At 55.5% G+C, this 24254-nt stretch carries 20 protein-coding genes; 3 read left to right on the top strand and 17 right to left on the bottom strand.

The window, feature by feature from the left end; all coding sequences use genetic code 11:
• Positions 1 to 7: 7 nt before the first annotated feature.
• A complete protein-coding gene (locus PVA01S_RS08455) occupies positions 8 to 736 on the bottom strand; it encodes an HD domain-containing protein (protein ID WP_236595701.1) in 729 nt (242 codons plus the stop codon).
• On the bottom strand, positions 736 to 1119 hold the full coding sequence (locus tag PVA01S_RS08450) for a hypothetical protein (protein ID WP_127606796.1): 384 nt from the start codon (positions 1117 to 1119) through the stop codon (positions 736 to 738). Before PVA01S_RS08450 ends, PVA01S_RS08455 begins: the two co-directional genes overlap by 1 nt.
• A 361-nt stretch (positions 1120 to 1480) precedes the next feature.
• Between PVA01S_RS08450 and PVA01S_RS27195 the strand changes: the two genes are divergently transcribed.
• Complete coding sequence (locus PVA01S_RS27195; protein WP_127606794.1) at positions 1481 to 1582, top strand: sporulation protein YjcZ; 102 nt, start codon at positions 1481 to 1483, stop codon at positions 1580 to 1582.
• 111 nt (positions 1583 to 1693) lie between these two features.
• The gene (locus PVA01S_RS08440; protein WP_127606791.1) at positions 1694 to 1954 is read left to right on the top strand and encodes a hypothetical protein; all 261 of its coding nucleotides are present in this window, start codon (positions 1694 to 1696) and stop codon (positions 1952 to 1954) included.
• Positions 1955 to 2043: 89 nt separating this feature from the next.
• Here the strand turns inward: PVA01S_RS08440 and PVA01S_RS08435 are convergent, their stop codons facing one another.
• The 8 genes from PVA01S_RS08435 to PVA01S_RS08400 form a co-directional block, all read right to left on the bottom strand.
• Complete coding sequence (locus PVA01S_RS08435; RefSeq protein ID WP_127606789.1) at positions 2044 to 2679, bottom strand: stalk domain-containing protein; 636 nt, start codon at positions 2677 to 2679, stop codon at positions 2044 to 2046.
• Positions 2680 to 2813: 134 nt separating this feature from the next.
• Positions 2814 to 3119, bottom strand: a complete 306-nt coding sequence (locus tag PVA01S_RS08430) for a DUF2325 domain-containing protein (RefSeq protein WP_054795782.1) — start codon at positions 3117 to 3119, stop codon at positions 2814 to 2816.
• Positions 3120 to 3305: 186 nt separating this feature from the next.
• Positions 3306 to 3425: a sporulation protein YjcZ gene (locus tag PVA01S_RS08425; protein WP_127606787.1), complete on the bottom strand. Its 120-nt coding sequence runs from the start codon at positions 3423 to 3425 to the stop codon at positions 3306 to 3308.
• Between the two features lie 123 nt (positions 3426 to 3548).
• Positions 3549 to 4346, bottom strand: coding sequence for an undecaprenyl-diphosphate phosphatase (gene bacA, locus PVA01S_RS08420; RefSeq protein WP_127606785.1), 798 nt, complete (start codon positions 4344 to 4346; stop codon positions 3549 to 3551).
• A gap of 164 nt (positions 4347 to 4510) precedes the next feature.
• Positions 4511 to 6940, bottom strand: a complete 2430-nt coding sequence (locus tag PVA01S_RS08415) for a heavy metal translocating P-type ATPase (protein WP_127606783.1) — start codon at positions 6938 to 6940, stop codon at positions 4511 to 4513.
• Between the two features lie 143 nt (positions 6941 to 7083).
• Positions 7084 to 7284, bottom strand: a complete 201-nt coding sequence (copZ, locus tag PVA01S_RS08410) for a copper chaperone CopZ (RefSeq protein ID WP_054799133.1) — start codon at positions 7282 to 7284, stop codon at positions 7084 to 7086.
• Between the two features lie 23 nt (positions 7285 to 7307).
• A complete protein-coding gene (locus tag PVA01S_RS08405; protein ID WP_127606858.1) occupies positions 7308 to 7625 on the bottom strand; it encodes a metal-sensitive transcriptional regulator in 318 nt (105 codons plus the stop codon).
• A 183-nt stretch (positions 7626 to 7808) separates the two neighbouring features.
• Positions 7809 to 12605 carry a cadherin-like beta sandwich domain-containing protein gene (locus tag PVA01S_RS08400; RefSeq protein WP_164751775.1) on the bottom strand — a complete coding sequence of 1599 codons (4797 nt, stop codon included), beginning with the start codon at positions 12603 to 12605 and terminating at the stop codon, positions 7809 to 7811.
• A 498-nt stretch (positions 12606 to 13103) separates the two neighbouring features.
• Here PVA01S_RS08400 and PVA01S_RS08395 point away from each other — a divergent pair, with 498 nt between their 5' ends.
• A complete protein-coding gene (locus PVA01S_RS08395) occupies positions 13104 to 15668 on the top strand; it encodes an HAD family hydrolase (protein ID WP_127606779.1) in 2565 nt (854 codons plus the stop codon).
• Here PVA01S_RS08395 and PVA01S_RS08390 read toward each other — a convergent pair.
• The 7 genes from PVA01S_RS08390 to PVA01S_RS08360 form a co-directional block, all read right to left on the bottom strand.
• Positions 15637 to 16395, bottom strand: a complete 759-nt coding sequence (locus tag PVA01S_RS08390; protein WP_127606777.1) for an acyl-[acyl-carrier-protein] thioesterase — start codon at positions 16393 to 16395, stop codon at positions 15637 to 15639. The two genes, PVA01S_RS08395 and PVA01S_RS08390, sit on opposite strands and share 32 nt — an antisense overlap.
• 467 nt (positions 16396 to 16862) lie before the next feature.
• Positions 16863 to 18194 carry a nickel pincer cofactor-dependent isomerase, group 22 gene (locus PVA01S_RS08385; protein WP_127606776.1) on the bottom strand — a complete coding sequence of 444 codons (1332 nt, stop codon included), beginning with the start codon at positions 18192 to 18194 and terminating at the stop codon, positions 16863 to 16865.
• A 62-nt stretch (positions 18195 to 18256) separates the two neighbouring features.
• Complete coding sequence (locus PVA01S_RS08380; protein WP_127606774.1) at positions 18257 to 19219, bottom strand: phosphoglycerate dehydrogenase; 963 nt, start codon at positions 19217 to 19219, stop codon at positions 18257 to 18259.
• Entirely contained in the window at positions 19219 to 20049 is an 831-nt protein-coding gene (locus PVA01S_RS08375) for a carbohydrate ABC transporter permease (protein ID WP_127606772.1), read from the bottom strand. Before PVA01S_RS08375 ends, PVA01S_RS08380 begins: the two co-directional genes overlap by 1 nt.
• A 10-nt stretch (positions 20050 to 20059) precedes the next feature.
• The gene (locus PVA01S_RS08370; protein ID WP_230876177.1) at positions 20060 to 20932 is read right to left on the bottom strand and encodes a carbohydrate ABC transporter permease; all 873 of its coding nucleotides are present in this window, start codon (positions 20930 to 20932) and stop codon (positions 20060 to 20062) included.
• A gap of 76 nt (positions 20933 to 21008) precedes the next feature.
• Complete coding sequence (locus tag PVA01S_RS08365; protein ID WP_054795773.1) at positions 21009 to 22361, bottom strand: ABC transporter substrate-binding protein; 1353 nt, start codon at positions 22359 to 22361, stop codon at positions 21009 to 21011.
• Between the two features lie 232 nt (positions 22362 to 22593).
• On the bottom strand, positions 22594 to 24252 hold the full coding sequence (locus PVA01S_RS08360; protein WP_127606770.1) for a response regulator: 1659 nt from the start codon (positions 24250 to 24252) through the stop codon (positions 22594 to 22596).
• Positions 24253 to 24254 lie beyond the last annotated feature (2 nt).

Genomic DNA, 24254 nt, shown 5'->3' with positions numbered 1-24254 from the left:
CCGGAAATTACTTCACGTCTTTTGCGCTGACGCTTGTCCCCCAGTCGTTCTCCACGCCCAACTCCCGGTAAAACTGCGCCAGGAACGCCTCCATATACCGATGACGCTCTTCCGCGAGCTCACGGGCGGCCGTCGTGTTCATCTTCGTCTTCAGCTTCAACAGCTTCTCGTAAAAATGATTAATCGCCGTACTCGGCTGCTTGCGGTACTGCTCTTGACTCATCGAATCGCGCGGGCGGAGGTCCGGGTCGAAAATCAGCTGCCCTTTCCAGCCCGAATAGGCAAAGGTTCGCGCGATACCTACCGCACCCAACGCATCAAGCCTGTCCGCATCCTGAACGATACGTCCCTCCAGGGTAGACAATTGCCCCCCATGTCCGCCGTTGTAAGACATATTGGCGATGATGTCCATCACATGCAGGCGATCCGGCTCAGCCGCGCCATTCTCGATCAGCCATGTATTCACTTTATCCAATCCGGCTTCCTTGCTCGGATTCAGCTTCTCGTCCGCGATGTCGTGCACGAGCGCGGCCAGCTCGCATAGGAAGGCATCCGCCTGTTCACGCTCTGCGAGCAGGCGTGCCGTGCGGGCCACCCGGGCCGTATGCTGCCAGTCGTGACCGCTGCTGTCTCGCCCCATTTCCTCCTGCGCATACGTTCGTGCGCGTTCCAGCAGTCGCTCTCGGTACGTTTCGTTCATTTCGTTCATCTCCCGTTCATCTTCCCTTCCTTCCATCAATCTCCGCCGCCACCGCTGCTGCTGCTTCCGGTATCTCCACCACCGCCGCCACCGCTGCTGCTGCTTCCGGTATCTCCACCGCCGCCGCCACTGCTGCTGCCATTGTCTCCTCCACCCCAGCCGCTTCCGCCGCCGTCAGCCCCGCCGCCCCTACTGCCTGAATCGGTGGAGCGTCTCGAATCGAGGTCGCCCGAACCGCTATAATGATGATGATGACGTCGGGCCATGTCGTCCTCCAAAGACGACGACGCAGGCGGGAACATGAAGCTTTCCCCGCTGCGATGCCGCCTGCCCAGGCCGGAATGCCCGCTCCTTCTACCTATCGAGCTTACGATCACGACGATTGCGAACACCGCAAACAGGATAAAAATAATGCTCATGGATTCCGCCTCCTTCTGTACTTAGTATAGACTGCCGAAGCACGGAAAGAGTTTCGGACTTTTTACAAAAAAGGACAGCAGCCCCTTTATTTTGCGCAAAGCCTTTGAAATTGCCCAAGCAACGCACTATATTTCTTCTATATTTGCACCGGAAGGGGTGAAGAATTCCGTAGAAACGCAAAAAGCGCCTGTTACACAGACGTCGTTCGTGAGCAGGCGGGTGTGAAGATGGGTTCGACTGCCCATTTTCAATGGCTGCGCGGCATTCGCCCATCCAGCCGAATGCCCTGCGACATAGTATGATTATGTGTTAATGAGCTCACGCTCCACAACAACAACAACTCTAGAGGAGGAATGAACAATGGGTGGTTTCTCTTGTTCTTGCGGAGGTTTTACATCGACTGGTGTCATCTTGGTTCTCTTCATCTTGTTGGTAATCGTAAGCCGTGCATGGTTGATCTAATCTGACTAAAAGCACAAAACTACGGCCAAAGGGAAACCTTTGGCCGTTTGCATGTTACGGCGAAGACGTACATATGGTGGTAAGGTATAACTTTTGAGAGAGGTGAGGAGAATGCCTTCGGGTCACACAATCGACCGCAGCGAAGCGAAGGAGCTTTCGGTCAAGGATTGGATCTTGACGATGATCATTCTGGCCATTCCGATCGTCAACATCATCATGCTGTTCGTCTGGGGGTTCGGAGAAGGCACCAACCCGAACAAGCGAAACTATGCGAGAGCCGCCTTAATTATCGCCGCGATCGCGATCGTCCTTTATTTGATCTTCGCTATCGTGTTTTTCGTTGTGCTGAGCGCCTCGATGTCCATGTCATGACGAAGAGCCGGTCCTCCTCCAAGGGGAAGGCCGGCTCTTGAGCAAGTCTGGTCGTGGAAGTATCCCGAGTTGTTCAACCTATACGGCCGCTATTCATAGAGCGCCCCGGCCGTCGATCCGTCCGGATACACGATATGGGTATAAATATGCCGCTCTCCGTTATCCGCTCGGGACGTATACCACAAATCATAACGGTCTACTTGGCCTTCGCCGTTCCAACGAATGAACAGCTGTGCGTCCAAGTCTCCCCGCTTCAGTCCTTGCACGTCGGTCTCGTTCAAGCTCCCGAAGCGATAATCGGTCTTGGCTCCGAGATCATACCGCCAGATCTGCTGGCTCGAGCTATCGATCCACGTCACTTGAGACGGGTCGCCGAACCATCGCTTAACGTCCTTGCTCCCCATGCCCCGCTCCAACCTATACTGCGCAGCCCATACTTTCCGCTCGGCCTCCGTTCCGCCTACAGGCTCCTTCACGACGGATACGGTTCGCGTCTTCTGATCATAAGCGGCGCCCGCTCCAAGCTCTTCCGTCATCAAGCGCAGCGGCACATACGTATGCCCCTCGTAATTGAGCACCGTAAACCGGGACCCGATGTCACGGCTTTCGCCGTCGAATTGAAACTTGACCGGAAACAACAGCGCCCAAACCCCGTCTGCCGCATACAGCGTTGTGGAAGCGGTCAGCGCCGCACCGCACATCATGCCTAACAAGAACTTTTTCAAAGGCGTAAGCTCCTTTATTCTGATAGTCACCGATAGCTCTAGTATACATGACAACCAGAAAACGCGAAAACCGCCCGGCACAAGACCGGACGTCGCTTCGGAGTCCGGCGGTGCGCCGGGCGAGCTCCGACTTCTTATTTATTCAACCATTCGCAGCTGTCGGCACAGTCGCACAGCGCCTTCTTCACGGAACACCATGAACGCTTAGCGTAATAAATCGGCACTTCCTGATCCTTCGCCTGCTGCTTGATCACTTTGGTCAAATTGTGGTTGACGTAATCGGTCAGCACGAGCACCGCGTCAACCTTATCCGGAATACCTTTGCGCACCATTTGGCACTTGCGACCCGACATATGCACCACATCATCAAATCCGATTTCCGCCAAATGTTCGGGCATATTGCCCAAATGATCGGCGCCTACGACCAATATCGACGGCATGCTCTAATCTCCCTTATCTATGTATTTATCATCAATGATAATCATTCTCAATTCCTTATAAATCAATGATAATGGTTCTCAACGCTAATGTCAACCTTACCCGGCTTATTTTTCTAGACTCCCTGGATAATGGCCAAAAAGCCGCATCGCGGGAAATTCGCGATGCGGCGAGGACAGTCTCGTCACTTAGATGAAATAGAGACCGGCAAACAAGATGATGACAAGCAAAATATAGAGAACCAAAATAACGCCCGTTGTCGTAAAGTAACCGCCGCCCCATCCGAAGCCTGCACCCGCAGCACCCATTCGCGATCCACTCCCTCTGTTGAGTTAGCCGTGGGTCACTCTCCCGCGAACATGGTTCAATATATGTCCTGAGCGGGAATCGGTATGGACAATTAACGGGGGGTCTCTAAATAATGGCCCGTTTTATAAGAACAGAATGAGGTAAAATACAATCGCTAACACAAAACGGTAATACGCAAACCACGATAGGCTCAGTCGTTTAATGATGTTCAGGAAGGTCACCACGGCGATCATCGCGACGATGAAGGAAGCGGCCAGCCCTGTAACGAAAAGACCTAAGTCGTCCATGGACAACAAATCCCGGCTTTTGTATAAATCCAGGAAGGTCGCGGCGAACATGATCGGCACGGACACGATGAACGTAAACTCAGCTGCCGCCTTCTGGCTCGTCCCGAGCAATATCCCTCCGGAAATGGTCGAGCCCGAGCGTGAAAAACCCGGCCATAACGCTAAACATTGAAATAAGCCGATCCCGAACGCCTGCTTATATGTAATGTCGTCCATCGTCTCGGCCGTCACGCGCACGCGGGCCCGATCGGCTATAATAATCAGAATTCCTCCGGCCACCAGGCTTATGAGCACAGTTCCCGGTCCGAACAAATATTTCTTGACCAAATCGTGCAGCGCCAAGCCCACGACGACCGCAGGCAGCATGGCCAGCGCGATATGAATCAGGTTGACTCGACCGCTGTTCGAGAGGCTTCGCTTCAAGTTGAGAAAGCCGAAAAACCTCCGCCAATACAAGACAAATACGGCTAGAACGGCACCCAGTTGTACAACGATCTCGAACGTCTTCGCCTTTTCGCCCGTGAAACCAATCAAGTGCGCCGTCAAAATCATATGACCCGTCGAAGATACGGGCAAAAACTCCGTCAATCCTTCCACAATGCCCAGAATGACGGCCGACCAAAAGTCGTTCAATTTCCTCACACTCCCATATACTCTCTATTGTCCACCATTCCTCATTATAGAGGATCGGGAGTCAAGAGAGAAGCGGAAAAAGACGGCTGATCCCTGGTTGGCCATTTTGCCAAGCAAAACCGGAACAGCCGGACCATCAAGGCCCGGCTTGTCGAAGGTGGGAATTAGAGCTTCATCCGCTGCAGGCGCAGCGCGTTCAGCACGACCGAGACGGAGCTGAGCGCCATGGCGGCTCCCGCGAGCCAAGGGGCGAGAAAGCCGCTTGCTGCGATCGGAATGCCAATCACGTTATAGGCGAGCGCCCAAAACAAGTTTTGGCGGATGTTGCTCATCGTTTTTTTACTTAAAAAGATGGCGTCCGGAATACTGTTAAGATCGCCCCGCATCAACGTTACGTCAGCCGCTTCCATGGCGACGTCCGTTCCGGTTCCGATCGCCATGCCGATGTCCGCTGTCGCAAGCGCAGGCGCGTCATTGATGCCGTCGCCGACCATCGCCACCTTGCGGCCGGCGTCTTGCAGCTTGCGCACTTCGGCGGCTTTTCCTTCCGGCAGCACCTCGGCCAGCACCCGGTCGATACCGGCTTTCGCGGCAATCGCCCGAGCCGTCCGCTCGTTGTCGCCGGTGATCATCATGACTTCGATCCCGAGCGCCTGCAGGCGGGCAACCGCCTCTTTCGATGTCTCCTTGATCGTATCGGCGACGGCCACCATCCCTGCATAGGTACCGTCCACGGCGACCAGCATGGCGGTTTTGCCAGCCTCTTCAAGCATGCTCATCGTCTCAAGCGCCGCGCCGGGGCTAACGCCAAGCTGCGTCATAAGCTTCCGGGTGCCGATGGCGATCTGCTTGCCTTCCACCTCGGCGCGAATGCCGAAGCCGGGAATCGCCTCGAATTGCCCGGCTTCCGGCAGGGCAAGGCCCTGCTCTTGGACGCCTGCCACAATCGCCTCGGCGAGCGGGTGCTCGGAGTTGCGTTCCGCGGCGCCCACCCAACGCAAGAAGCTGGATGGGTCGATGCCTTCGGCAGGCAGCACGTCGGTCAATTCCGGTTTGCCCTTCGTTACCGTGCCCGTTTTGTCCAGGACGATCGTGTCGATTCTGTGCGTCGCCTCGAGGTGCTCGCCGCCCTTGAACAGGATGCCAAGCTCTGCGGAACGCCCCGAGCCGGCCATGATGGAAGTCGGCGTCGCTAGTCCCAGGGCGCAAGGGCAGGCAATGACGAGCACGGCGATCGCCTTCTCCAGCGCCCCGGCGAATTCGCCCGGTTCGACGAAGAAGAACCAGACGAGGAACGTGACGAGGGCGATCCCGACAACGATCGGCACGAAGATGCCGGAGATGACGTCCGCTACCCGTTGAATCGGCGCTTTGGAGCCCTGCGCTTCCTCGACGACTTTAATGATTTGCGCCAGTGCGGTTTCTTTGCCGACTTTTGTCGCCTGGATTTTAAGCATGCCGTTCTTGTTTAATGTAGCTCCGATGACACGGTCTTGGGCGCTTTTTTGCACGGGAATGCTTTCTCCCGTCAGCATCGATTCGTCGACGGAGGACGTTCCTTCAAGCACGAGGCCGTCCACCGGAATTTTCTCGCCCGGCTTCACGATGATCACGTCGCCGGCCATCACTTCATCCACCGGGATTTGCAGCTCTTGCCCTTGGCGGAAGACAAGCGCCGTCTTGGCTTGCAGCCCCATCAGAGATTTAATCGCTTCGGAAGAACGTCCCTTGGCCAGTGCTTCGAACAGTTTGCCGAGCAATATTAACGTGATCAGGACGGAGCTTGTTTCATAGTACAACTCGACTTGATGCCCGTGAGCGTTCAACGATTGGACCGTAAGATAAAGGCTGTAAAAATAAGCCGCTGAAGTGCCCAACGCCACCAGCACGTCCATGTTGGCGCTGCCGTTGCGCAGCGCTTTGTAAGCGCCGGTATAAAACTGGCGGCCGATCGCGAATTGTACCGGTGTGGCCAGCGCGAGCTGGAACCACGGGTTCATGAACAGAGCCGGCACCCAGATGAAGGACGTGAAGGAGAAGTGACCGACCATCGCCCACAGTAAAGGCAGGGAAAGGAGGGCTGATACGAGCAGCTTCATCCGCATCTTGCGGATCGCCTGCTGCCGGTGGTCCCCGCTTTCCCGGGACTCTTGCTTCAGGGCGGCGGTGTAGCCTAGCTGCTCGACCTTGCGCACCATGTCGGTTATCGACACTTGGGCCGGATTGTACTCGATACGGGCGGTCTCGAGCGCCAGGTTCACATTCGCGCGAGTGACGCCGCCGAGCTTGCCGAGCCCTTTCTCGATGCGGGTCGCACAAGCCGCGCACGTCATGCCGCCGATTTGGAAATCGGCCGTTTCTTTGACGGTACCGTAACCAAGCGCCTCGATTTTTTGCTCCATATCCTGGAGCTTTATTTGATCCGGGTCATACGTGACCGACGCTTGTTCCAGTGCGAAATTGACGGTTGCTTCGGTGACGCCATCGAGCTTGCCGAGCCCCTTCTCAATCCGGTTGGCGCAAGCGGCGCAGGTCATCCCGGTAATTTGCAAAGTCGTCTGCTGCTGCGTTCCTGCCTGGTCGGTTTTCTCCATATCTCTGCTCTCCCCTACACACTTCCTGGCCTCTCTTGCAATCGCCGCTTTACATCCGGTTATGTCGATTCTGTTGTCGAGTTATAGGAAAGAGAGAGCACACCAAGTTAATACCCAGGTGCTCTCTTTCGCGCGATTCGTCGTTACACGACATCATAGCCTTGATCTTCAATCGCTTCTTTAATCGCGTTCAAGGAAACCTTGCTTTCGTCGAATTCGACGGTTACCGATTTGGCTGCAAGGTCTACTTTGCCGACAGCGCCCAAATTTTTCAGCGCTCCCTCGACGGAATTTACGCAATGGTTGCAGGACATGCCCTCTACTTTCAACGTAACGTTCGACATGCGGTATCCCTCCTTCGCTGATATTATTTCATTAATTTGTTAACCGTAATCAGGAGTTCGTCGATCACGTTGCTTTCGCCGGCTTCGATCCGCTCGATAACGCAGCTTTTCATATGGGCCGCGAGCAGCAGCTTGCCGACTCCATTTAAGGCCGCTTGCACCGCCGCGATTTGGTTCAGCACATCGTCGCAGTACGCATCCTTCTCGATCATGCCTTTAACGCCGCGAATCTGACCTTCAATGCGGTTCAATCTCGCAGTCAGGCTGGCCTTTTCTTTCTCGAAATGATGGCTCTTTCTTTCATCGTCCGGCGGGTAGCAGAGAGTATCGCTGCAGGACATCGGATCTTCGACTTCGTGAGAACTGTTCATCATGGTGGGCACCTCCTGTTCCGATACCGATATCATACAGTACCCCCCTACCCTATGTCAACGGTTTTATAAAGTCGTTTATTTGACTAAATCTCCTCCTTTTACTGAAAAATAAGGGCTGACGACATGCAGCTTATCGTCAGCCTCCTCCTTTTATTCAGATGATTCACGGCGGGCCGGAATGAGCTTCAGCAGCGCCTTCATGTCGGACGAGTCGACCTTCCCGTCCTTATTCCAATCGCTGAGACTCTTCGCCTGCCCGATGACATACTCCAATGTCGCCGCGGCCCGAACCGAACTGTTCCGTTTACCGGACTCGACCGCCACCACGTGTACAGGAGTCGTATGCCCGATTGTCGGCTTGGCTGCCGGATTGTAAAGAAGCGACTCTCGTCCCGGTTCTGTTCCGTCCAGCGAGTAATAATAAGATATGCCGCTCACGGAAGGCAGCACAAGCTGAGATTGTTCGTTGAACGAAACGATCGGCGCAGCCGCCGTATCGGCTTCGAACACCCCGTACGTGGAGAAGTGCGAGATGTGCACCGTGACTTGACGGGTATCCGGATCGATGGATGTTGGTAAAGCTTCCCATTGTTTTGTCGATTCGTTGTAGTCGAATACTCCGACTTTGGATAAGTCCGCCGCGGCATTCACCGGCAAGGTAAGGGCAACGGTACTGCCCGGAGCCAGCGTTACGTTGGACAGTGAAATATGTGCCACGCTGCCTGCTACTTGCATGCCTGGTCTCATATCGTCCGTTGCGCCGGCGGTCACCAATACGGTTGCACCGCTGCCCACGCTGGCACCGGCCAAATTAAGGATGATGCCGCCGTTAAATACCATAGGCCGGTTGGTATCCGCAGTTACAGGCTCACCCATAGGATACGGGGCCCTTTTTACAACGGTAACCGTAAATAGTTGTTGAACGCTTGCCCCGCCCCGGCTAATCGTAGCCGTTAAGGTAACCGTCGCATCGCCCGCGCTGTAAGCCGGTCGATTCACCGTACCGTCATTACCGACCACCGCCGTATGGCTCGAAATCCATGAAATCGATGAACCTTGCGCTCCTGTCGCAGGTAACTGCATATTCGTCGTAATACCGCCCAGGTTATAGGACGTATGGATGAACTCCGTCAACTCGACTTTCGCTCTCTCTACGGCTGTCTGGTCTTCCGCCCCTGTCGGCTCCAGCTTCAGCACCTTCACCACAAAAAGCTTCTCGCTGTATGCTCCGCCGCGGCTAATGACCGCTCTCAGCGTTACTAAAGCATCGCCCTGGCTGTACGACGGTCGCACGACGGTTCCATCCAGCGCGATAACCGAAGGTTGGCTCGAGCTCCACTGAATCGTTGTTCCTTGTACACCTGCGGATGGGAGGTACACGCTTGACGTCACGCTATCGATGTCCGTGTTCGCCTGGCGAAGCTCCAGCCAAGTTAAGGCATGATAGGCCGCGTTTACCGCGATGGCATCCGCATCCGTCTCCGGTTCTTCCTCAAGAACGGTAAGGATGAACGGCTGCAGGGCGCTCGCGTTGCCTCGTGTCAGCTTTGCCGTCAGCGTCACTGTAATGTCGCCCGAACCGTAGGCGGCTCTCGTGACCGTTCCGTTTGGTGAAATGACGGACGATGCGCTGGAGCTCCATGTAATCATCGTTCCCCTTGCGCCTTTCGTAGGGAGGGCGAGATTCGAAACCACTCGATCCGGCGCGCTGTTCCAGCCGCGGATCGACTCCCACGTCAGCGCCGCCTTCGCGGCTGCCACCGCCGCTTCATGGTCGGCCGTTGCCGGCTCGGCCTTCAGCACCGTTAACTCAAATGTCTTTGTCTGCCATGCGTTTCCTTTACGAATCGTCGCTGTCAACGTAACATTCGCGTTTGTCCCGTAAAAAGGCGGGCGATGGACGGTACCGTCCACGTCCACAACAGCGGTCTGATCGCTTTGCCATTCAATCGTCGTACCGTGCAAACCGATAACCGGCAAATGCACATTTTGCGTGACGCTCGCCAGACTCAAGTTATCGCTTTTAATTTCGTTTTCGTCTAATGCCGCTTTCGCTTCCAGCACCATATCCAGCGCGCTCAGCGCCGGACGCGCGATGCGAACGTCATAGTGCCTGGTCGTACCGTCCGTCGCCGTTGTTGTCAGATGAAGCGTCGAAACGCCCTTCGGAAGCGGATCGATCGTAATCGTGTTATCGTTCACCGTATAACTCAAAGCAGCCGGCGATGTATCGTGGACCCTAAACGAGCTGCTGCTGTCGCTCATGATAACCGACAGCATGACGCTTTCCGCCTCCACCTCTGCCGACCAAGCCGGGGGCGTCGTGCTTGCATCGTATTCGAAGTCGTTTTCCCCTACCCGAACCTTGGCGATATCCGCGTTGCCCGCCACTTCGGCCAGCAGGTAAGGATCGCCGGCAACGCCGCTGCCGGTCGTCTTGCTAACACTCGGCTTCAAATACACAACCGGACGAACCGCGGACGGGGCGTCCGAGTAGCGTACATGGCCCAATGAATCTACGGCCAATATGAAATGAGCATTTTCGGACTCCGCCCGAATCGGATTCATCAGAAAATACGTGAACTCCGATTCGTAAGCGGACAGCTCCGCCTTGAGCGCTTCATACCGGTCAACCCCCAGCAGGCCTACATTCGCTACAACCTTACTTTCGAACGAGCTTCTCGTCATGTCGGCAAGCGGAGCTTCGTAATTTAGCAAATACAGGGTTTGATCGAAAGGATGACGCTGAACCAGGCTCTGATCGGCACCCAGCTCCCCCCAGAACATGTGGTTCAAATAATGGGCGATACTCCCCGGCTGCTCGGGCCGGAACACATAACCATCCGCTTCTGCGCCCTCAAAGTACCATGAAGAACCGCTGACGCCCCAATGGCAAGTACCGTCATTGTCCGTCGAGTCAGGGCAGCCCGTATCGACCTCTTTCAACAAAAGCTCGCGGCGGTCTTTATCGACGACGATCCATTCTTTGGAGCCTAGAGACACGATATCTCCATTGTTGATGCCGATCAGCGGAGACGATTCACGGAAAACCGTCAGTCCGTATACGTTGTGATCGGCACCCTTGGAAACCGTAATCGTGATTTCGTTCGAGCCCGGCCTCAGCGAAGGCAGCGTAATTCGACCGTTCGCATCCAGCACATCGGGCGATACCGAGAGAACGGCGTCTGGATCGTTCGTCTCGGGCGTCAAACTTAGGGTGCTTACATCGTTCGGCACCTGGATATAGTAATGCTGAGCCTCATCCGAAACTTCGGGAAAAACAGCGTAACCGCCGTCCACAGCCAACGAAGACAAGTTCAATTCGCTGCTGTACTGGATAGTTGCCGTATAAGGGTCGCTTTCGTTCCCCGCCCAGTCCGAAAATTTCAGATAAAGGGTGTGAACCGGATCACTCCCTCTGAGCAAATAATCAATCTGAGGCACATACGGGTAATTAGCCGTATGCTCAAATTCGGGATCCTCCGATACGATGACGCCGGACACGCCGGACCCCGTTCCATCCGTTGCGCTCAAATCCAAGGTTACCCGGCGGGAGAACGTCTTGGCCGCTCCGCCATTCACCGTAAAGCCGCCGGTCGGTTTCGTTTCGTCCATCTCATAGATAACGGGGAAATAGTCCAAAACCTGTTTTTGATCATCGGTGCTTACCCCAATCAGCAAAGGCTCTGCGCTTTGCCAGCTGTTGGCAATGCCCGCCGCGGGGCTAAATTCCAGCGATACCGGGCTGTCGGCTGCAATGATCTGATCCTTCGCAGGCGTTAAATAGTACACGCCGTTCCCATCCGATCCGATGTGCTGCAGCGCCGTATCATTTAACCGGACCGTTTCGGCCGCCTCGTTGCTTATATGGAACGGCACTTTCAAATAAATCCGGTTATGCTCGCTGATTTCGCTTCTCGCCGTATAGGTCAACCTATAGGCGACGTTCTGCGCACTTGCCGTCAGATTGGAGGCTGCCACGTTTAACGAGCTTGGCGCTATCGTACCGTAAGCGACAGCCGGAGTCGTGTCCTTGCTCGTCGTCACTTGAAATTGAACGCTGCCCATCGTCGGCGGGTTACGAAGAGCTCCTTGCTTCAAGACAACGTTAGCCGTCGAAGAAGCAGGCATCTCACCGAGCCAAATTTCCAGAACGTCCTCGTTCGAAGTGTTTGTCGTAAGGATGACGGCGCTGGCAGGAATGTCGTTCACCGTCACCGCAGGGAGGCCGCTCCAATAAATCCTGTTGTTTTCTTTGAAATTGAAAGTAAACCCTGGCGTCAGGGCCAAATAAATCTTATCTTCGTGCGTCAATGGCTCCGTAGGCGTAAAGGAAAGGCTCCATTCGGTCTCGTTATACACCCTTGCAGTTTCCGGCGACGCCGTTACGCTCAAATGATCAACAGCGCTCGGAGCAGCACGGTGTACCCGGATCGTATAGGACACATGCAGGTTGCCGTCATTCGAAGTCGTCGTGATGACGAATGTGTTGGATCCGCTTGTCAACGACAAATGGTAAGGGATGCCCGGTTCCATCGTTTCCGTACCTAAATGCAAAGTGATGGTCGACTGCAACATGCTATATGCGGTAATGTCGATGCTCTCCTGACCGTACGGGACGTCTACATCGAATTCAAAATGCGGATCGAAAGCATTGAGACGAGAAGTCAGATCTTCGGTTCCGACGATTAATCCGGTCAAAGACGGATTTTCCACGATGCTGACGGGTTCCAATTGCCTGTTTACCTTGAAGGCATACGTGCCCGCTCCCGGGTTGGTTAATCCGGCTGTCGGCAGCAGCGTGACATCATTCTGCTCGTGCGCTGCGATCGGCAAATCCGTACCCGTTCCGCCGGAAATCGAAGCAGCCGCGGATTTATCGGACACGGCCATCGGCAAAATCAACAGCAGCGCGAAGAAGAACGGCAGCAGCCACCTCATCCGCATCCGCGGCTCTCCTCTCTGCCGTATGTAATGAAACTCATCCCCAATCATGCGAGCTTGCTCCCTTCGGATCGATAAATAGTAGTATAATTATACCATAAAAGGAGAGATAGGGATTGACTTTCGAACTATTAACGGGCCGAATTGACCAAGCATATAAAGTTTTTCCCGGTGCCGCCCATGACGACATTCCGTCCATCGCCCAAACCATTAACTGCGTCAAACTTTAATCCGATTAAGGATGAAAGGGGATGACGGGCATAGCTTAACAGCTTAAATATTCATGTACGTTATGGTTACTGTAAATGATTGTTAAACAAATGAAACGTGTGCCCTCCGGCAAGAAACTCTCCATGGCGAACGGTACAAGCCGCTTCCGGGTTTCAAGGAAATCAGCCTCGAACGTCGAAGGATATAGCACGACCTTCCCGCAGCTGTTCCATCGGGTAAGCCGATGTCGGTTGCCGGTTTAACCGGTCGATGAATTGGAGGCTTGTAAGGATGAACCGTATGCTGCATTCCCTGGATTTATGGAAAGGTGACCGGTATTTGGCGCCGCTGGCCAGAGACGATACGTACGAAAAAATAGAAATGCTCAGCCTGGATATCTTCGATACGCTGCTGCTGCGGGCGTGCGACCATCCTACCGACGTCTTCAGGAGAACGGCCGAACGCGCGGTTTCGTCCGGCTCGTTGAAGCGGTCCGTCAGCCCGCACGAATTCCGCTCGATGCGCGGAACGGCCGAACGCCGGGCCCGGGATAAGCAGCTGCGGCTGCAAGGCCACGACGAGATTACATTGAGCGACATCTACGCCGAAATGCCGGCGCATCTCGGCCGTCCGGAGGAGGTTCTGCGCATCGAACTCGCCACGGAGGCCGAGACGTGTTATTTGAACCCGAACGTGGCCTCCCTGCTGCGTTGCTGCAAGGCTGCGGGCAAACGGATCGCCCTCCTGTCGGACATGTACTTGTCCTCGGAGCAGCTGCTGGACCTGCTGGCGGCGGCGGGGCTGGAGCGCACGGAGATCGACGTGCTGCTCGTCTCAGGAGAGCAGCGCCGGAATAAGTCGACGGGCGGCTTGTTCGAACGGCTGCTGGAGCTGTGCCCCGGCCTGTCGCGCGAAGCGATTGTACATATCGGGGACAACGAGCGGGCGGACGTGCGAGGCGCTGCGCTGCAGCGCATTCGCGCCATTCACTATGCGGTCGTGCCCGAGTCCTTCGACAGCGCTTACCATTGGGAGGCGGTCCGGCATCGCGACGTGCTGCCGCCGTTGAAATCGCTGCGCAAGCTGGCGGGGGTCAGTCAGCGTCAGCCGGAGACCGGGGCGCCTGCCGCTGCTGAGGCGGCAGCCTTTCACGAGATCGGCGCGGGGATGGCCGGTCCGTTCTTGACGGCGCTGTGCGACTGGGCGATTGACGTATGCATCGCGGAGAACCGCACGGAAGTGCATCCGCTGATGCGCGAAGGGGTGCTGCTCACACCTATGCTGGAGCAGGCTGCTCGTTCGCGCGGCATTCCGCTGCGCGTTGTGCCGCTTTACGTATCGCGCCAAGCGACGTACTTGGCTTCGCTCAGGCGCTTCGACGAAGCCGAGCTTGAACGCTTGTTCCGTTCCGGCGACGCGAAGGTCGGCGAATTGCTGCAGAAGCTCGGCCAGGCCGAGGAGGCGCACGCATTCGGGGAAGCGCTGGGCCTCTCGCTGCAGGAATGCCGCACGATGAAGGATGAGCAGGCCGGCACGCTGCTTGAGAAGCTGCGGCGGTTTCTGCTCGATGCGCGAACACGCGCGAAAATCGACGCCGCCATCGCGCACCACCGGCAGCTGTTGTGCGATTACTTGAAGCAGACCTGCGAAACGCCGGAGCGTATGGTGACGTTGGATATCGGCTTTCACGGCAACATCAAAAAGTCGCTGCACGCCGCGTTGAAATACGGTCGCGTTCGTCCGGAACATCCGGAGCAATCGGAAGGCGCGGCATCGCGGGCCGGGGAAGATCCGCCGACGATTCATCTGCTTGCCGTCGGCGGCGCCGGAATCGGCGACCTGCTACTGGAGGGAATCGATATTCGTTCGTTCCTCGGCAGCTCGGGCGAGAATGAGGAGCTCGGCAAAGCGCTGGTGCGCAGTCCCGCCTTTCTCGAAGAATTGATGATGGGCGCCTTCGGCTCGACGACGGGATACGCGAGGGACGAGCAGGGCCGTGTACAGCCGCAGTTGGCGCACGTATTGCTTAGCGGGGAGGAGCTCGCCTATAAGCGCGCTTTTCAGGAGGGGGCTCTGGCGTTTCAACGTTATTATTACGCGTGGAAAGCGGAACGCCCGGATTGCCGCCCGGCGCTGGGCGCCCGCGAATCCTTCAAACCGCTGCATCGGCTGATTGACATGCCGACGCCCCAAGAAGCCTCGCTGCTCGGCAATCTCCGGCATCAGGATAACCATTTCGGAACGTACACGCGCATATGTGAGCCGGTGGACGAGCGCTGGTTCGAGCACGGACGCCTGCATTTCCTCGATCACGGGAGCTATGACCCGTCGGTCGTTAACGTATACTGGCCTCAGGGCACGCTGACGCGGCGGCATCCGTATGAGCTGTACCTTCATCACCTCCGGCAGCAGGACGCGACAGGCTATCAAGGCTTGCTGCTCCGGATGTGTCTGGCGGCGAAGGAGCAAGGGGCAGCCGCCCTGCATCTGGTCGGATCGGGCGCTTTCCTGGAAGCCGCCAAACGCGCCGCCTTCCTGCACAAGCTCGCCATCGCCGAAATCGTCGATCCCCGGCGGGAGGAGAGCTGGGCCGCCTTCCTGCTTGCGGCGAAGCGTGCGGAGTCCAGCGGCGGGCGGCGGCATATTTGGCTGGCCTCGGTGTCCGAGGCCGAGGTCGTCGCGTGGCGCGAAGCGATCGCGCAAGCCGTTCGGGGGAGCGGCACGGGGGCAGGAACGTGGGAAGGAACGGAAGCCGGATCGGGAGGCACAGCGGAAACCGGAACGACGATTGCCGATCCGTTCCTCGCGCCGGTGTTGACTCTCCTTACAGCGCCTCGACTTCCAGCTCGGACGTAAAAATCGTGCGCCCGTCCTGCTCGCTCCGCCCCTCGATATAAATCAGGCCCGCTTCCGCCAGCGCGGATGCGTCGCGGAAGAACGATATCGTATCGCCGGGCAGCGCTTCCTGGACATAGTTGACCTGGATCGACTTCACCCGGCAGCTTCGATATTGCTCGATGGAAAAACAATCGACGATGAAATCGACATACTTGGAGTTGTTCAGGTGGCCGTTAACGTCGATGTCGCTGATGCCGATCACCCGCTTGTAAACCGGCTCCGGCGTACCGGACGGCTTGATTTTGCCGAGTTTGCACAGGATGGCTCTCTTCGTCTCGAACGCCGGGAGATCGATCGCCACCGAGTCGGACTTCAAGAGCTCCCTCTTGTCGATGTCCAGCAGGACCCAGGTGGAAACCGCCCTCAGCAGGACGTTCCCCTCGTTGTCCATGACCGCATAATCCCGCTCGAACTCATATTTCTTCGGCGGCTGCGGCCAGGTCTCGATTCGAATCTCTTCATTCCACCGGGGGCGGCGCAGCAGCTCGACGAGGATGCGGGTTAATATCCACGCCGCATTCCGCTTGAGCTCGACAGCCTGAATACTCAAGCCGAGATGATCCGCATGTCTGCTTGCGATCTCTTGAAAAGCGTTGAATACGGCGCTCAGCTTCATGCTTTTTAGAAAATCGACATCACCCAAAGCAATACGGTACGTGTTCGTGTACACAGCGCGCTTCTCCATCTTCGATCCGTTCCCTTTCGTCAGGAAGCCCCGAATGCCTTCGATTCGGCCGCCTCGGTTTACTCGCCTGCCTGCAGCAAGCTTTCCGAAGCATACCGGACCGTTGTCCGTATGTCAACGGCCCTTGTCCCTATTTGTTTCCTCTCCCGAGAACCGCACACGCGGCAGAAATGTAACGCATTTGAAATATAGCGATGATATTCTCTTAACATTCATAGGTTATGATTTAGTTAACCCCCCTTTTTTCATATAGTAAGCTTTAGGCCCGCCGCGTGCGGGCCGTTTTCTTGCCCCCGGGAACGCAAACGACCGACTCCCGCCGGACGTACCGGAAACGACGGATATGGAAAACTTCCGCGAACGAAGGACTAAGATGCGATGGATACGCAAGTGGACGGATCATAAAAAAACGCCGCTCCATCCAGGAGTGACGTTAAATGAATGATTTTGTGTTAAATCGAAGCGGACTACCCGATCAAATGCCCGGTCGCATCAAACTTCCATTCCCGGGCGGCGCCGGTCGCTTCCATCATCGGATGAGCTTCTACCTCCGGAAGCAAGTTCTCCGAGACGAGAATGTCCTCCAAGGCCAGCGTATGCTTGATCCTGACGACCTTCACCTGATCGTATTCTCTTCTTCCCGCCGTGCAGACGGCTACGGATATGGCCTCTTCATCATTGTGAAGAACGAGGGGCAGCTTCCCTCCGCCTATTTCCATCGCGGTAATCACGTTAGTATACATGGTCGCAAAGTCGATTTGCTCCACAACCCGGCGTGTTGTAAAATCGGCCAGGCCGATGCCGACCGCGCTTCCTTTCGTTTCCTCCGTTAAGCCTCCGACTACAATTTTCCGGATCGCCGGGCCTTCCCCGAACGTCCTGCTCGCGCCGGAGCGCCCGATAATATTGGGGTCCATGCCGCTGCCGCTGATGTTTTTCCCGATTTCATCGACGATCAGAACATCGATGTCATTCAGCCACAAGCGGGGCATCAACCGTTTCGCCTCGGCGAGCAATTGTTCTTCCCGGTGCGGAAGCTGCTCCTTCGGCACAAATTCAATATGCGCCGTTTCATGGTACGCATCTTCGACGATGCCCACGCCGCCAAGAATGGGCGTCCGCTCCATCATCAGCGCTCCGACAGCCGGCAGAAGGGTGCCGAAGCGTTCCATGCCGAATTTGTGCAAATAGCTGGCCCCTTTATGTTTGCCAAGGCCGATGCCGAGCATCTTGAGAATGCCGCTTTCGATCGGGCCCTTAAAGTCGGTATGGGGCTTAATCCGCGCAACGACGATAATACCGTCCGCCTGCTCGTAAGCGATTCGATCGAAGTGAACCTCCACACCGTCAAGCACGGTGCCCAGATAGACGGTATCCATCGAGGCCCGGACCGGCGCCCCCACATTCTCTTCGTGAATGCCATACCCGGCGAGCAGCCGCTCCTGGCCTTCCGCTCTTCCTCCGCCATGACTGCCCATGGCCGGAACGATGAAAGGCACCGCGCCCAGCTTCTTCAGTTCCTGAACGACTGCGCGGACAATGAGCGCGAGATTCTCGATCCCCCGGCTCCCGACGCCTACGGCAATTCGCATGCCGGGCGTAATTTTACCGCGAACGTCTTCTCTCCGGAACTGACCGCCGATGATTGCTTCCATGTCCTCCGGATCGATGCGCCTCGCATCGAACCGCTGTCTGACCGGAACCATCCGAGGCAGCCGGACAGGCTCCATCGCCGCAAGATTCACGCGCCCCAAGTTCAAGTGTATCCCTTCGCCCCGGCCGTCCGACGCACCATTCATAAAGCGGACTCCTCCCGAATCTTGATCGCTTTCAGCCTGTGCATGACAAAGCTGCGCCCCGGCTAGCGAAGCAAATTCGCCGGTTCTTTACCCGCGAACACATCAAGCAGCGCTTGCGCCGTAACCAGTCCTACCCGGCGGTACGTTTCAACCGTTTCGGCTGCCGTATGCGGCGTCGAAATCAGGTTGTCGAGTTGAAATAACGGATTATCCGCCGACACCGGCTCCTGCTCATATACGTCAATGGCCGCGCCTGCTATAGATCGCGTTTGCAACGCACGGTGAAGCGCCTTCTCATCGACAAGCGCTCCCCGGGCCGTATTTACGAAAAACGCGGTTTTTTTCATCATCGAAAATTGCTCGTCGCTCATCATATGATACGTTTCTTTCAAGCTCGGCAGATGCATGCTGACCACGTCGCTGCGCTTCAGCACATCATCCGAAGAAACCAGTTCAACCCCATATTCTTTCGCTTTATCTGCGTTCGGATATTTATCATAGGCGATGAGCTTCACATCGAAGCCCTGCAGCTTCTTCGCCGTCATCTGCGCGATATTGCCGAATCCCAGCAGCCCGACGGTTTTCCCCTGAATTTCCTCCCCCACATAGCGGTCCCAATACCCGCGTCTGGCGGACTGATGCAAGGCAGGGATGTTGCGGATCATGGACAAGATCAGCCCTACGGCCAGCTCGGCTACGGCGTTCGCGTTGCCTCCCGGCACGTTGGTCACCTGAATGCCGTACTCGCGCGCTTTGGCCAAATCGATGTTGTCGACGCCTACGCCGAAACGGGCGATCGCCTTCAGATTCGGCGCCAGCTTGAACACGGCTTCATCCCAGGTATCGACGCCTGCAATGACGCCGTCGATATCCGATACGAGAGGAACCAGCTCCTCGAACGTATGCGGACGTCCCACCCGGTTCTCGATGATTTCGCAGCCGCCCTCTTCCAGAAGACGCTTCGCTTCCGCGCACAGCGTCGAATAATTGGTCGCCGTAACCAGCACCTTGTTCAATCTTGTCATTATTTAACTCCTCCTACGGTCATGCCGCTAACCATATATTTTGAAGTGAACAGATACATGATGATGACCGGAATGGAAGCAATGATGGAACCGCCCATCAGCGGACCCCATGCAAAGACGTCACCCACGATCATGTCGGACAATCCGAGCGTAATCGTCTTGTCGACACTTTTGGTCACGACGACCAGCGCGTACAAGTATTCGCTCCAGCACAAGGTGAACGCGAAAATGAATGTAGCCGCAATCCCCGGAGCGGACAGCGGGAAGATGATGCTCAGCATCGTGCGGGCCCGTGTGCAGCCGTCGATCATCGCCGCCTCTTCGATTTCAACGGGAATCGATTTGAAGTACGAGATCAGCATCCAGGTCGCATACGGAATCGTAATGGTCGGATAGATCAGCATCAAACCAAAGATCGAATCATTCAATCCAATCGTGGAGACCAGCATGTACAGCGGAATGAACAGCACCGCCCGCGGCATTAAATAGGCATACAGAATGCCTTTGGAGATCATGGTGCGGCCCCGGAAGCGCAGCTTGGAGATCGCATAGGCCGCCAGCATGCTGACGACAATCGACAGAAAAGCAACGATCAGCGAGACCAGCAGGCTGTTCTTGATGTTGGTAAGAAAACCTTTCTCCATAATCAGCTTCACATAAGCCGACCACGTGAAATTTTTAGGCCAGAAGGATGGCGTCATATTATAGATTTCGCCTTGCGATTTGAAGGACGTATTCACCATCCAATAAAGCGGAAACAGCGCGCATATTAAGAGGACGGCCAGCGTGACGTAAACGACAATTTGTTTGCCGATCGATTTATTTTCCATGCGCATTCACCTACTCGTCGGACGAAAGCGAACGCTTCGTGACGAAGTTGATCAGCATGATCAACGGTGGCATCGTCAGAATGGCAATGGCAATCGCTTTCCCCAAGCTCATATTTAAAAATCCGATCGTATAGCTAAGTGTGGATAAAACCTGTGTGCCGTTGGATGGGCCTCCGCGTGTCAGCAGCCAAATGATTTCAAAGTCGTTAAGCGTCCAGATCGTCGTCATCACGGCAGCCAGCACCGTCACTTCCTTGACGGAAGGCAGCGTCATGTAGATGAACCGCTTGACCGCGCCCGCGCCGTCCAGCATCGCCGCTTCGTACATTTCCTTGGATACCGTCTGCAGACCCGCCAGAATGGCAATCCCCATGAACGGAATCCCTCTCCAGACGTTCACCAGAATAACCGAGAACATGGCAAGATCCGGGGTAGCCAGCCAGCCGACCGGAGCGCCGATCAGTCCGGTCTTCAGCAGCAGAAAATTCAGCACGCCGCCGACATCGGAATAAATCCACTGCCACGTAAATACCGACACGATGGTCGGAATCGTCCACGGGAGGAACAGCAGGACCCGGAACACATTGCGCAGCACGATTTTCTCATTCAAAACGAGCGCCATGATCATGCCGAATACCGTTTTGCCGATAACCGCCACGACCGTGAAGATGATCGTATTCCATACCGCTTTCCAGAACAACGAATCCTTCATGAGCTCGATATAGTTGCTCAAGCCGGTAAACGTTGCCGGTACGCCCACAACCTTATTCGTAAAGCTTAAGTACAGCGCCCAGCCGAACGGAAGGACCATAACGGCAAGTAAATAAATCAGCACGGGACTCATCAGCATATAGGCAAGTTTGTTGTCCGTATTCGTTCTCAAAGCTTATCCCCGCCTTACTTGTGAAGCTATGGAACGACCGCACTGCGCGATCATTCCATAGCGTGAAATGTAAAGATTACTTTTTGTTGTAAACTTCCTCAATCTTCGTGTGCAGATCCTTAACCGCCGTCTCAGGCGTATAATTCGGCTCCAGGAGCAGCTTCTGGAACGCGTCGTTCACGATGCGCAGGTTGAATATTTCTCCGGCCTTCGGATTGTACTCGCCCGGGAAGCCCAAGAAATTGAAGCCTTTGACCGACTCGACGAAAGCTTTATTCTTCTCTTCCTGCCAAACCGGCTCGGTCGTTAATTTGGTATAAACCGGTCCTGTCAACGGCGCGCCCTTCTCGATCCATGTTTTATACCAGTCGGCATTCAGCATGAACTCGACAAACTGCTTGGCCAGATCCTTGTTCTTGGAATCTTTGAAAATCCCCAGGTTGTTGCTGATTCCCGGAATGAAGGTTCCCTTCGGTCCTGCCGGATAAGTGGCGATCCCGGTTTTCTCATACAAATCCGGGTTATCCTTCTTAATGGTGGCCAAGGTGCTTCCGACGTTGAAAATCATCGCCGCCTGGCCGCTTAAATACGCTTTGTTGTTCCCGCTGTCATCCCATCCGAGCGCGCTCGGCGGCGTGCTCTTGTCCGTCAGGAAAATATCGCGGATAAATTTCGTCGCTTCGACCGATTCCGGCGAATTCACGATGACCGTCTTGCCGTCCTTCGTATCGAGGGAGCCGCCGTAGGACCAAATAATGCCGCGCGTCAGGAATTCCGCATCGGAGTTGCCTTTGCCGTAGCCCATGCCGGCGCCGTATACGCCTTTGCTCGGATCGGTTAACGCCTTGGCCATTTTTCTGAACTCTTCCCACGTTTTTGGAGGGGCGTCGAAGCCCGCGTTCTTCAGCAGATCTTTCCGATAGTAAAGCACCTGGGATTCCGTCCAGAACGGCACGGCGTATTGCTTGCCCTGGAACGTGACCGCCTTCTTCATGCTCTCCTGGATTTCGCCGTTCGTGCCCTCCAGCTTCTTGACCACGTCGCTCAAGTCCTCCAGCACGTCTTTGCCGTAGAACTGGCCGACCTCCTGGTAGCCGAAGTACGAAACGTCAGGGGTTGTTTTCGACTCGATCGCCGCGGACCATTTCGGATAAAAATCTTCATAAGCGATCAGCTCGATGTTTACGTTCACATTTTGGTCCACTCCGAACTGCTTGGCCCGTTCCAGAATCAGCTTGTTCTGATCCTCGAACAGCTGCTTTTTCATCCAAAAGGTCAAGGTTGGCTTCTGCCCGCCGCTTGCCGCGCTTCCGCTTCCTTCCTTGGTCGTCCCTGTTCCGGTTGTGCCGGCGCTTCCGCCGCTGCTGCAGCCCGCTGCAAGCGAAGCCATCAATGCGACGGCCACCGTTCTTGTCATCCATGTTTTCATACGAAGAAAGACCTCCCGTGGTAATCTCGTTTAGGCGGCTATCGCCTCTGCGCGATTAGCCCCTACATCCATAGTAAAGCGTTTACTTGCGCGTTAAAATGACAACAATTTAACCCCGATGGCACATTCTTAACGTGATCTGCGATTCGCTGCATGAAAAGGAAAAACTTTGCCAAAGACGAAGAAAAACCCGCCTTCTGAAGAAGGCGGGCTGCACGGAAGACGACCAGAGCTACTGGTCTTCGCCCTTGTCCAGGTTTAAGCGGAACTCCTGCGGAGTTACCGAATAGTACTTTTTAAACACCTTAATAAAATAGTTCGGATTTTGATACCCCAGCTGCAGCGCGATCTCATAGTTTTTCAACGCGGGGTTGGCAAGCATGGCGGCAGCCTGTTCCATCTTCAGCCGCAGTACGTAATCGCTTAGATTTTCTCCGGTTTCGAGCTTGTAAATACGCGATACATGAACCGGATGCATATACATATGATCCGCGATGGCCTGCAGCGAAACGTTCTCCACCAGATGCTTCTGCACAAAATGCTGGATTCTCCGCACGGCATTCTCGCGCTCGTTCCTCGTTTCGTTCTCCATGCACTGCTGAAGCAGCCTGAACGATTGAAAGATCCATTGATGCAAAGCTGTGATCGAACGGCACGGCGTCAAACCGGCCACATCGGATAAAACCGGGCCAATCATATCGGCCAGCTCGCGCCCGTTTTTATGAGCGTAGGAGCTGAAGGAAGCGTAGATGGAGAAAAACACTTCCACCAGATGCTCGTGGGAATCCGCCCATTTCCGGTTTAGCTCCTCCCAGATCGCCGCTAACTTCTCCTCGGTCTGCTCCCAATTGCCGGACTCGAGCAAATGCACGAGCAGCGGGGGCTCGTAAAGCCGCTGCAGCGCATGTACTGGCATCTGCTCCATCTCGTCAGCGACATAAACTAACAGCCCGCTTTGACTGCCCACCCGTCTGCGGAGAGAGAACAAGCTGTCCTCGTACAGCCTCTTCACATCATGCGGGAACACCCCCCACTTGCTGATTAACGCCGAGACGGTCCCCTTCAAATAGTGGTTCACACTGAGCTGCAATTGGGAGGCCATCAGTCGGAGCTGGCCCGCCGCTTCTTCCATGAAGCGCTCGGCGGAAGCCTGCTCCGCCTTCTTCTCACCGGATAACGTCACCACGAATGCCAAATATCCATGTACGTCCTTGCATGACCAGAGCCGGAACCCGTCTTCGAATATTTCCTCCGCCATGTTCGCGACCGCGTATTCCATGAGAGATAAGCTGTATAGATCAAGCTCCGACAGCTGGCCTTCCATCCGGACGAGCAGCAGAGCGAACGGCTCCTCGCGCACAATGTCCATTTTCAGCATATCCAGCTTCTCCGCCAGGCGCGCAGCCGAATAGTTCATGCCCTGCAGCAGCTCATTCAACAATTCGCCCCTGAGCTTGGGGAGATTCTCCTCCAGGGTCTTGACCACCCGCTGGTAAGATTGATTCTCGTCTCGTTCCTTCTGCAGCGCTTCCACGGCGTTGCCAACCTTCAGCAGTACCTCTTCGTCGCTGATCGGCTTCAGCAAATACTCATAGGTATCGTGGGCAATCGCTTCCTGCGCATAGGAAAATTCCGCATGCCCCGAGAGCAGGATGCATTTGATCTTCTTCCAGCTGCGGCGAACCCGCGCGAGCAGCTCCAGCCCGTTCATGCCCGGCATCCGAATGTCGGTCATCATAATATCGATGGAATTCGTATTTAAAATCTCCAGCGCTTCACTGCCCGAATAGGCCTTGAATACGGTTCCGATTCCAATCTCATGCCACGGAAGGGTGTCGGCCAGACTGTCGACGACGCTGGCCTCATCGTCGACGAGCAGCAACTGAAACATGT

This window comes from Paenibacillus validus NBRC 15382 (assembly GCF_004000985.1).
GTDB lineage: Bacteria > Bacillota > Bacilli > Paenibacillales > NBRC-103111 > Paenibacillus_G > Paenibacillus_G validus.
This window is presented reverse-complemented; position numbering and strand designations above follow the sequence as displayed.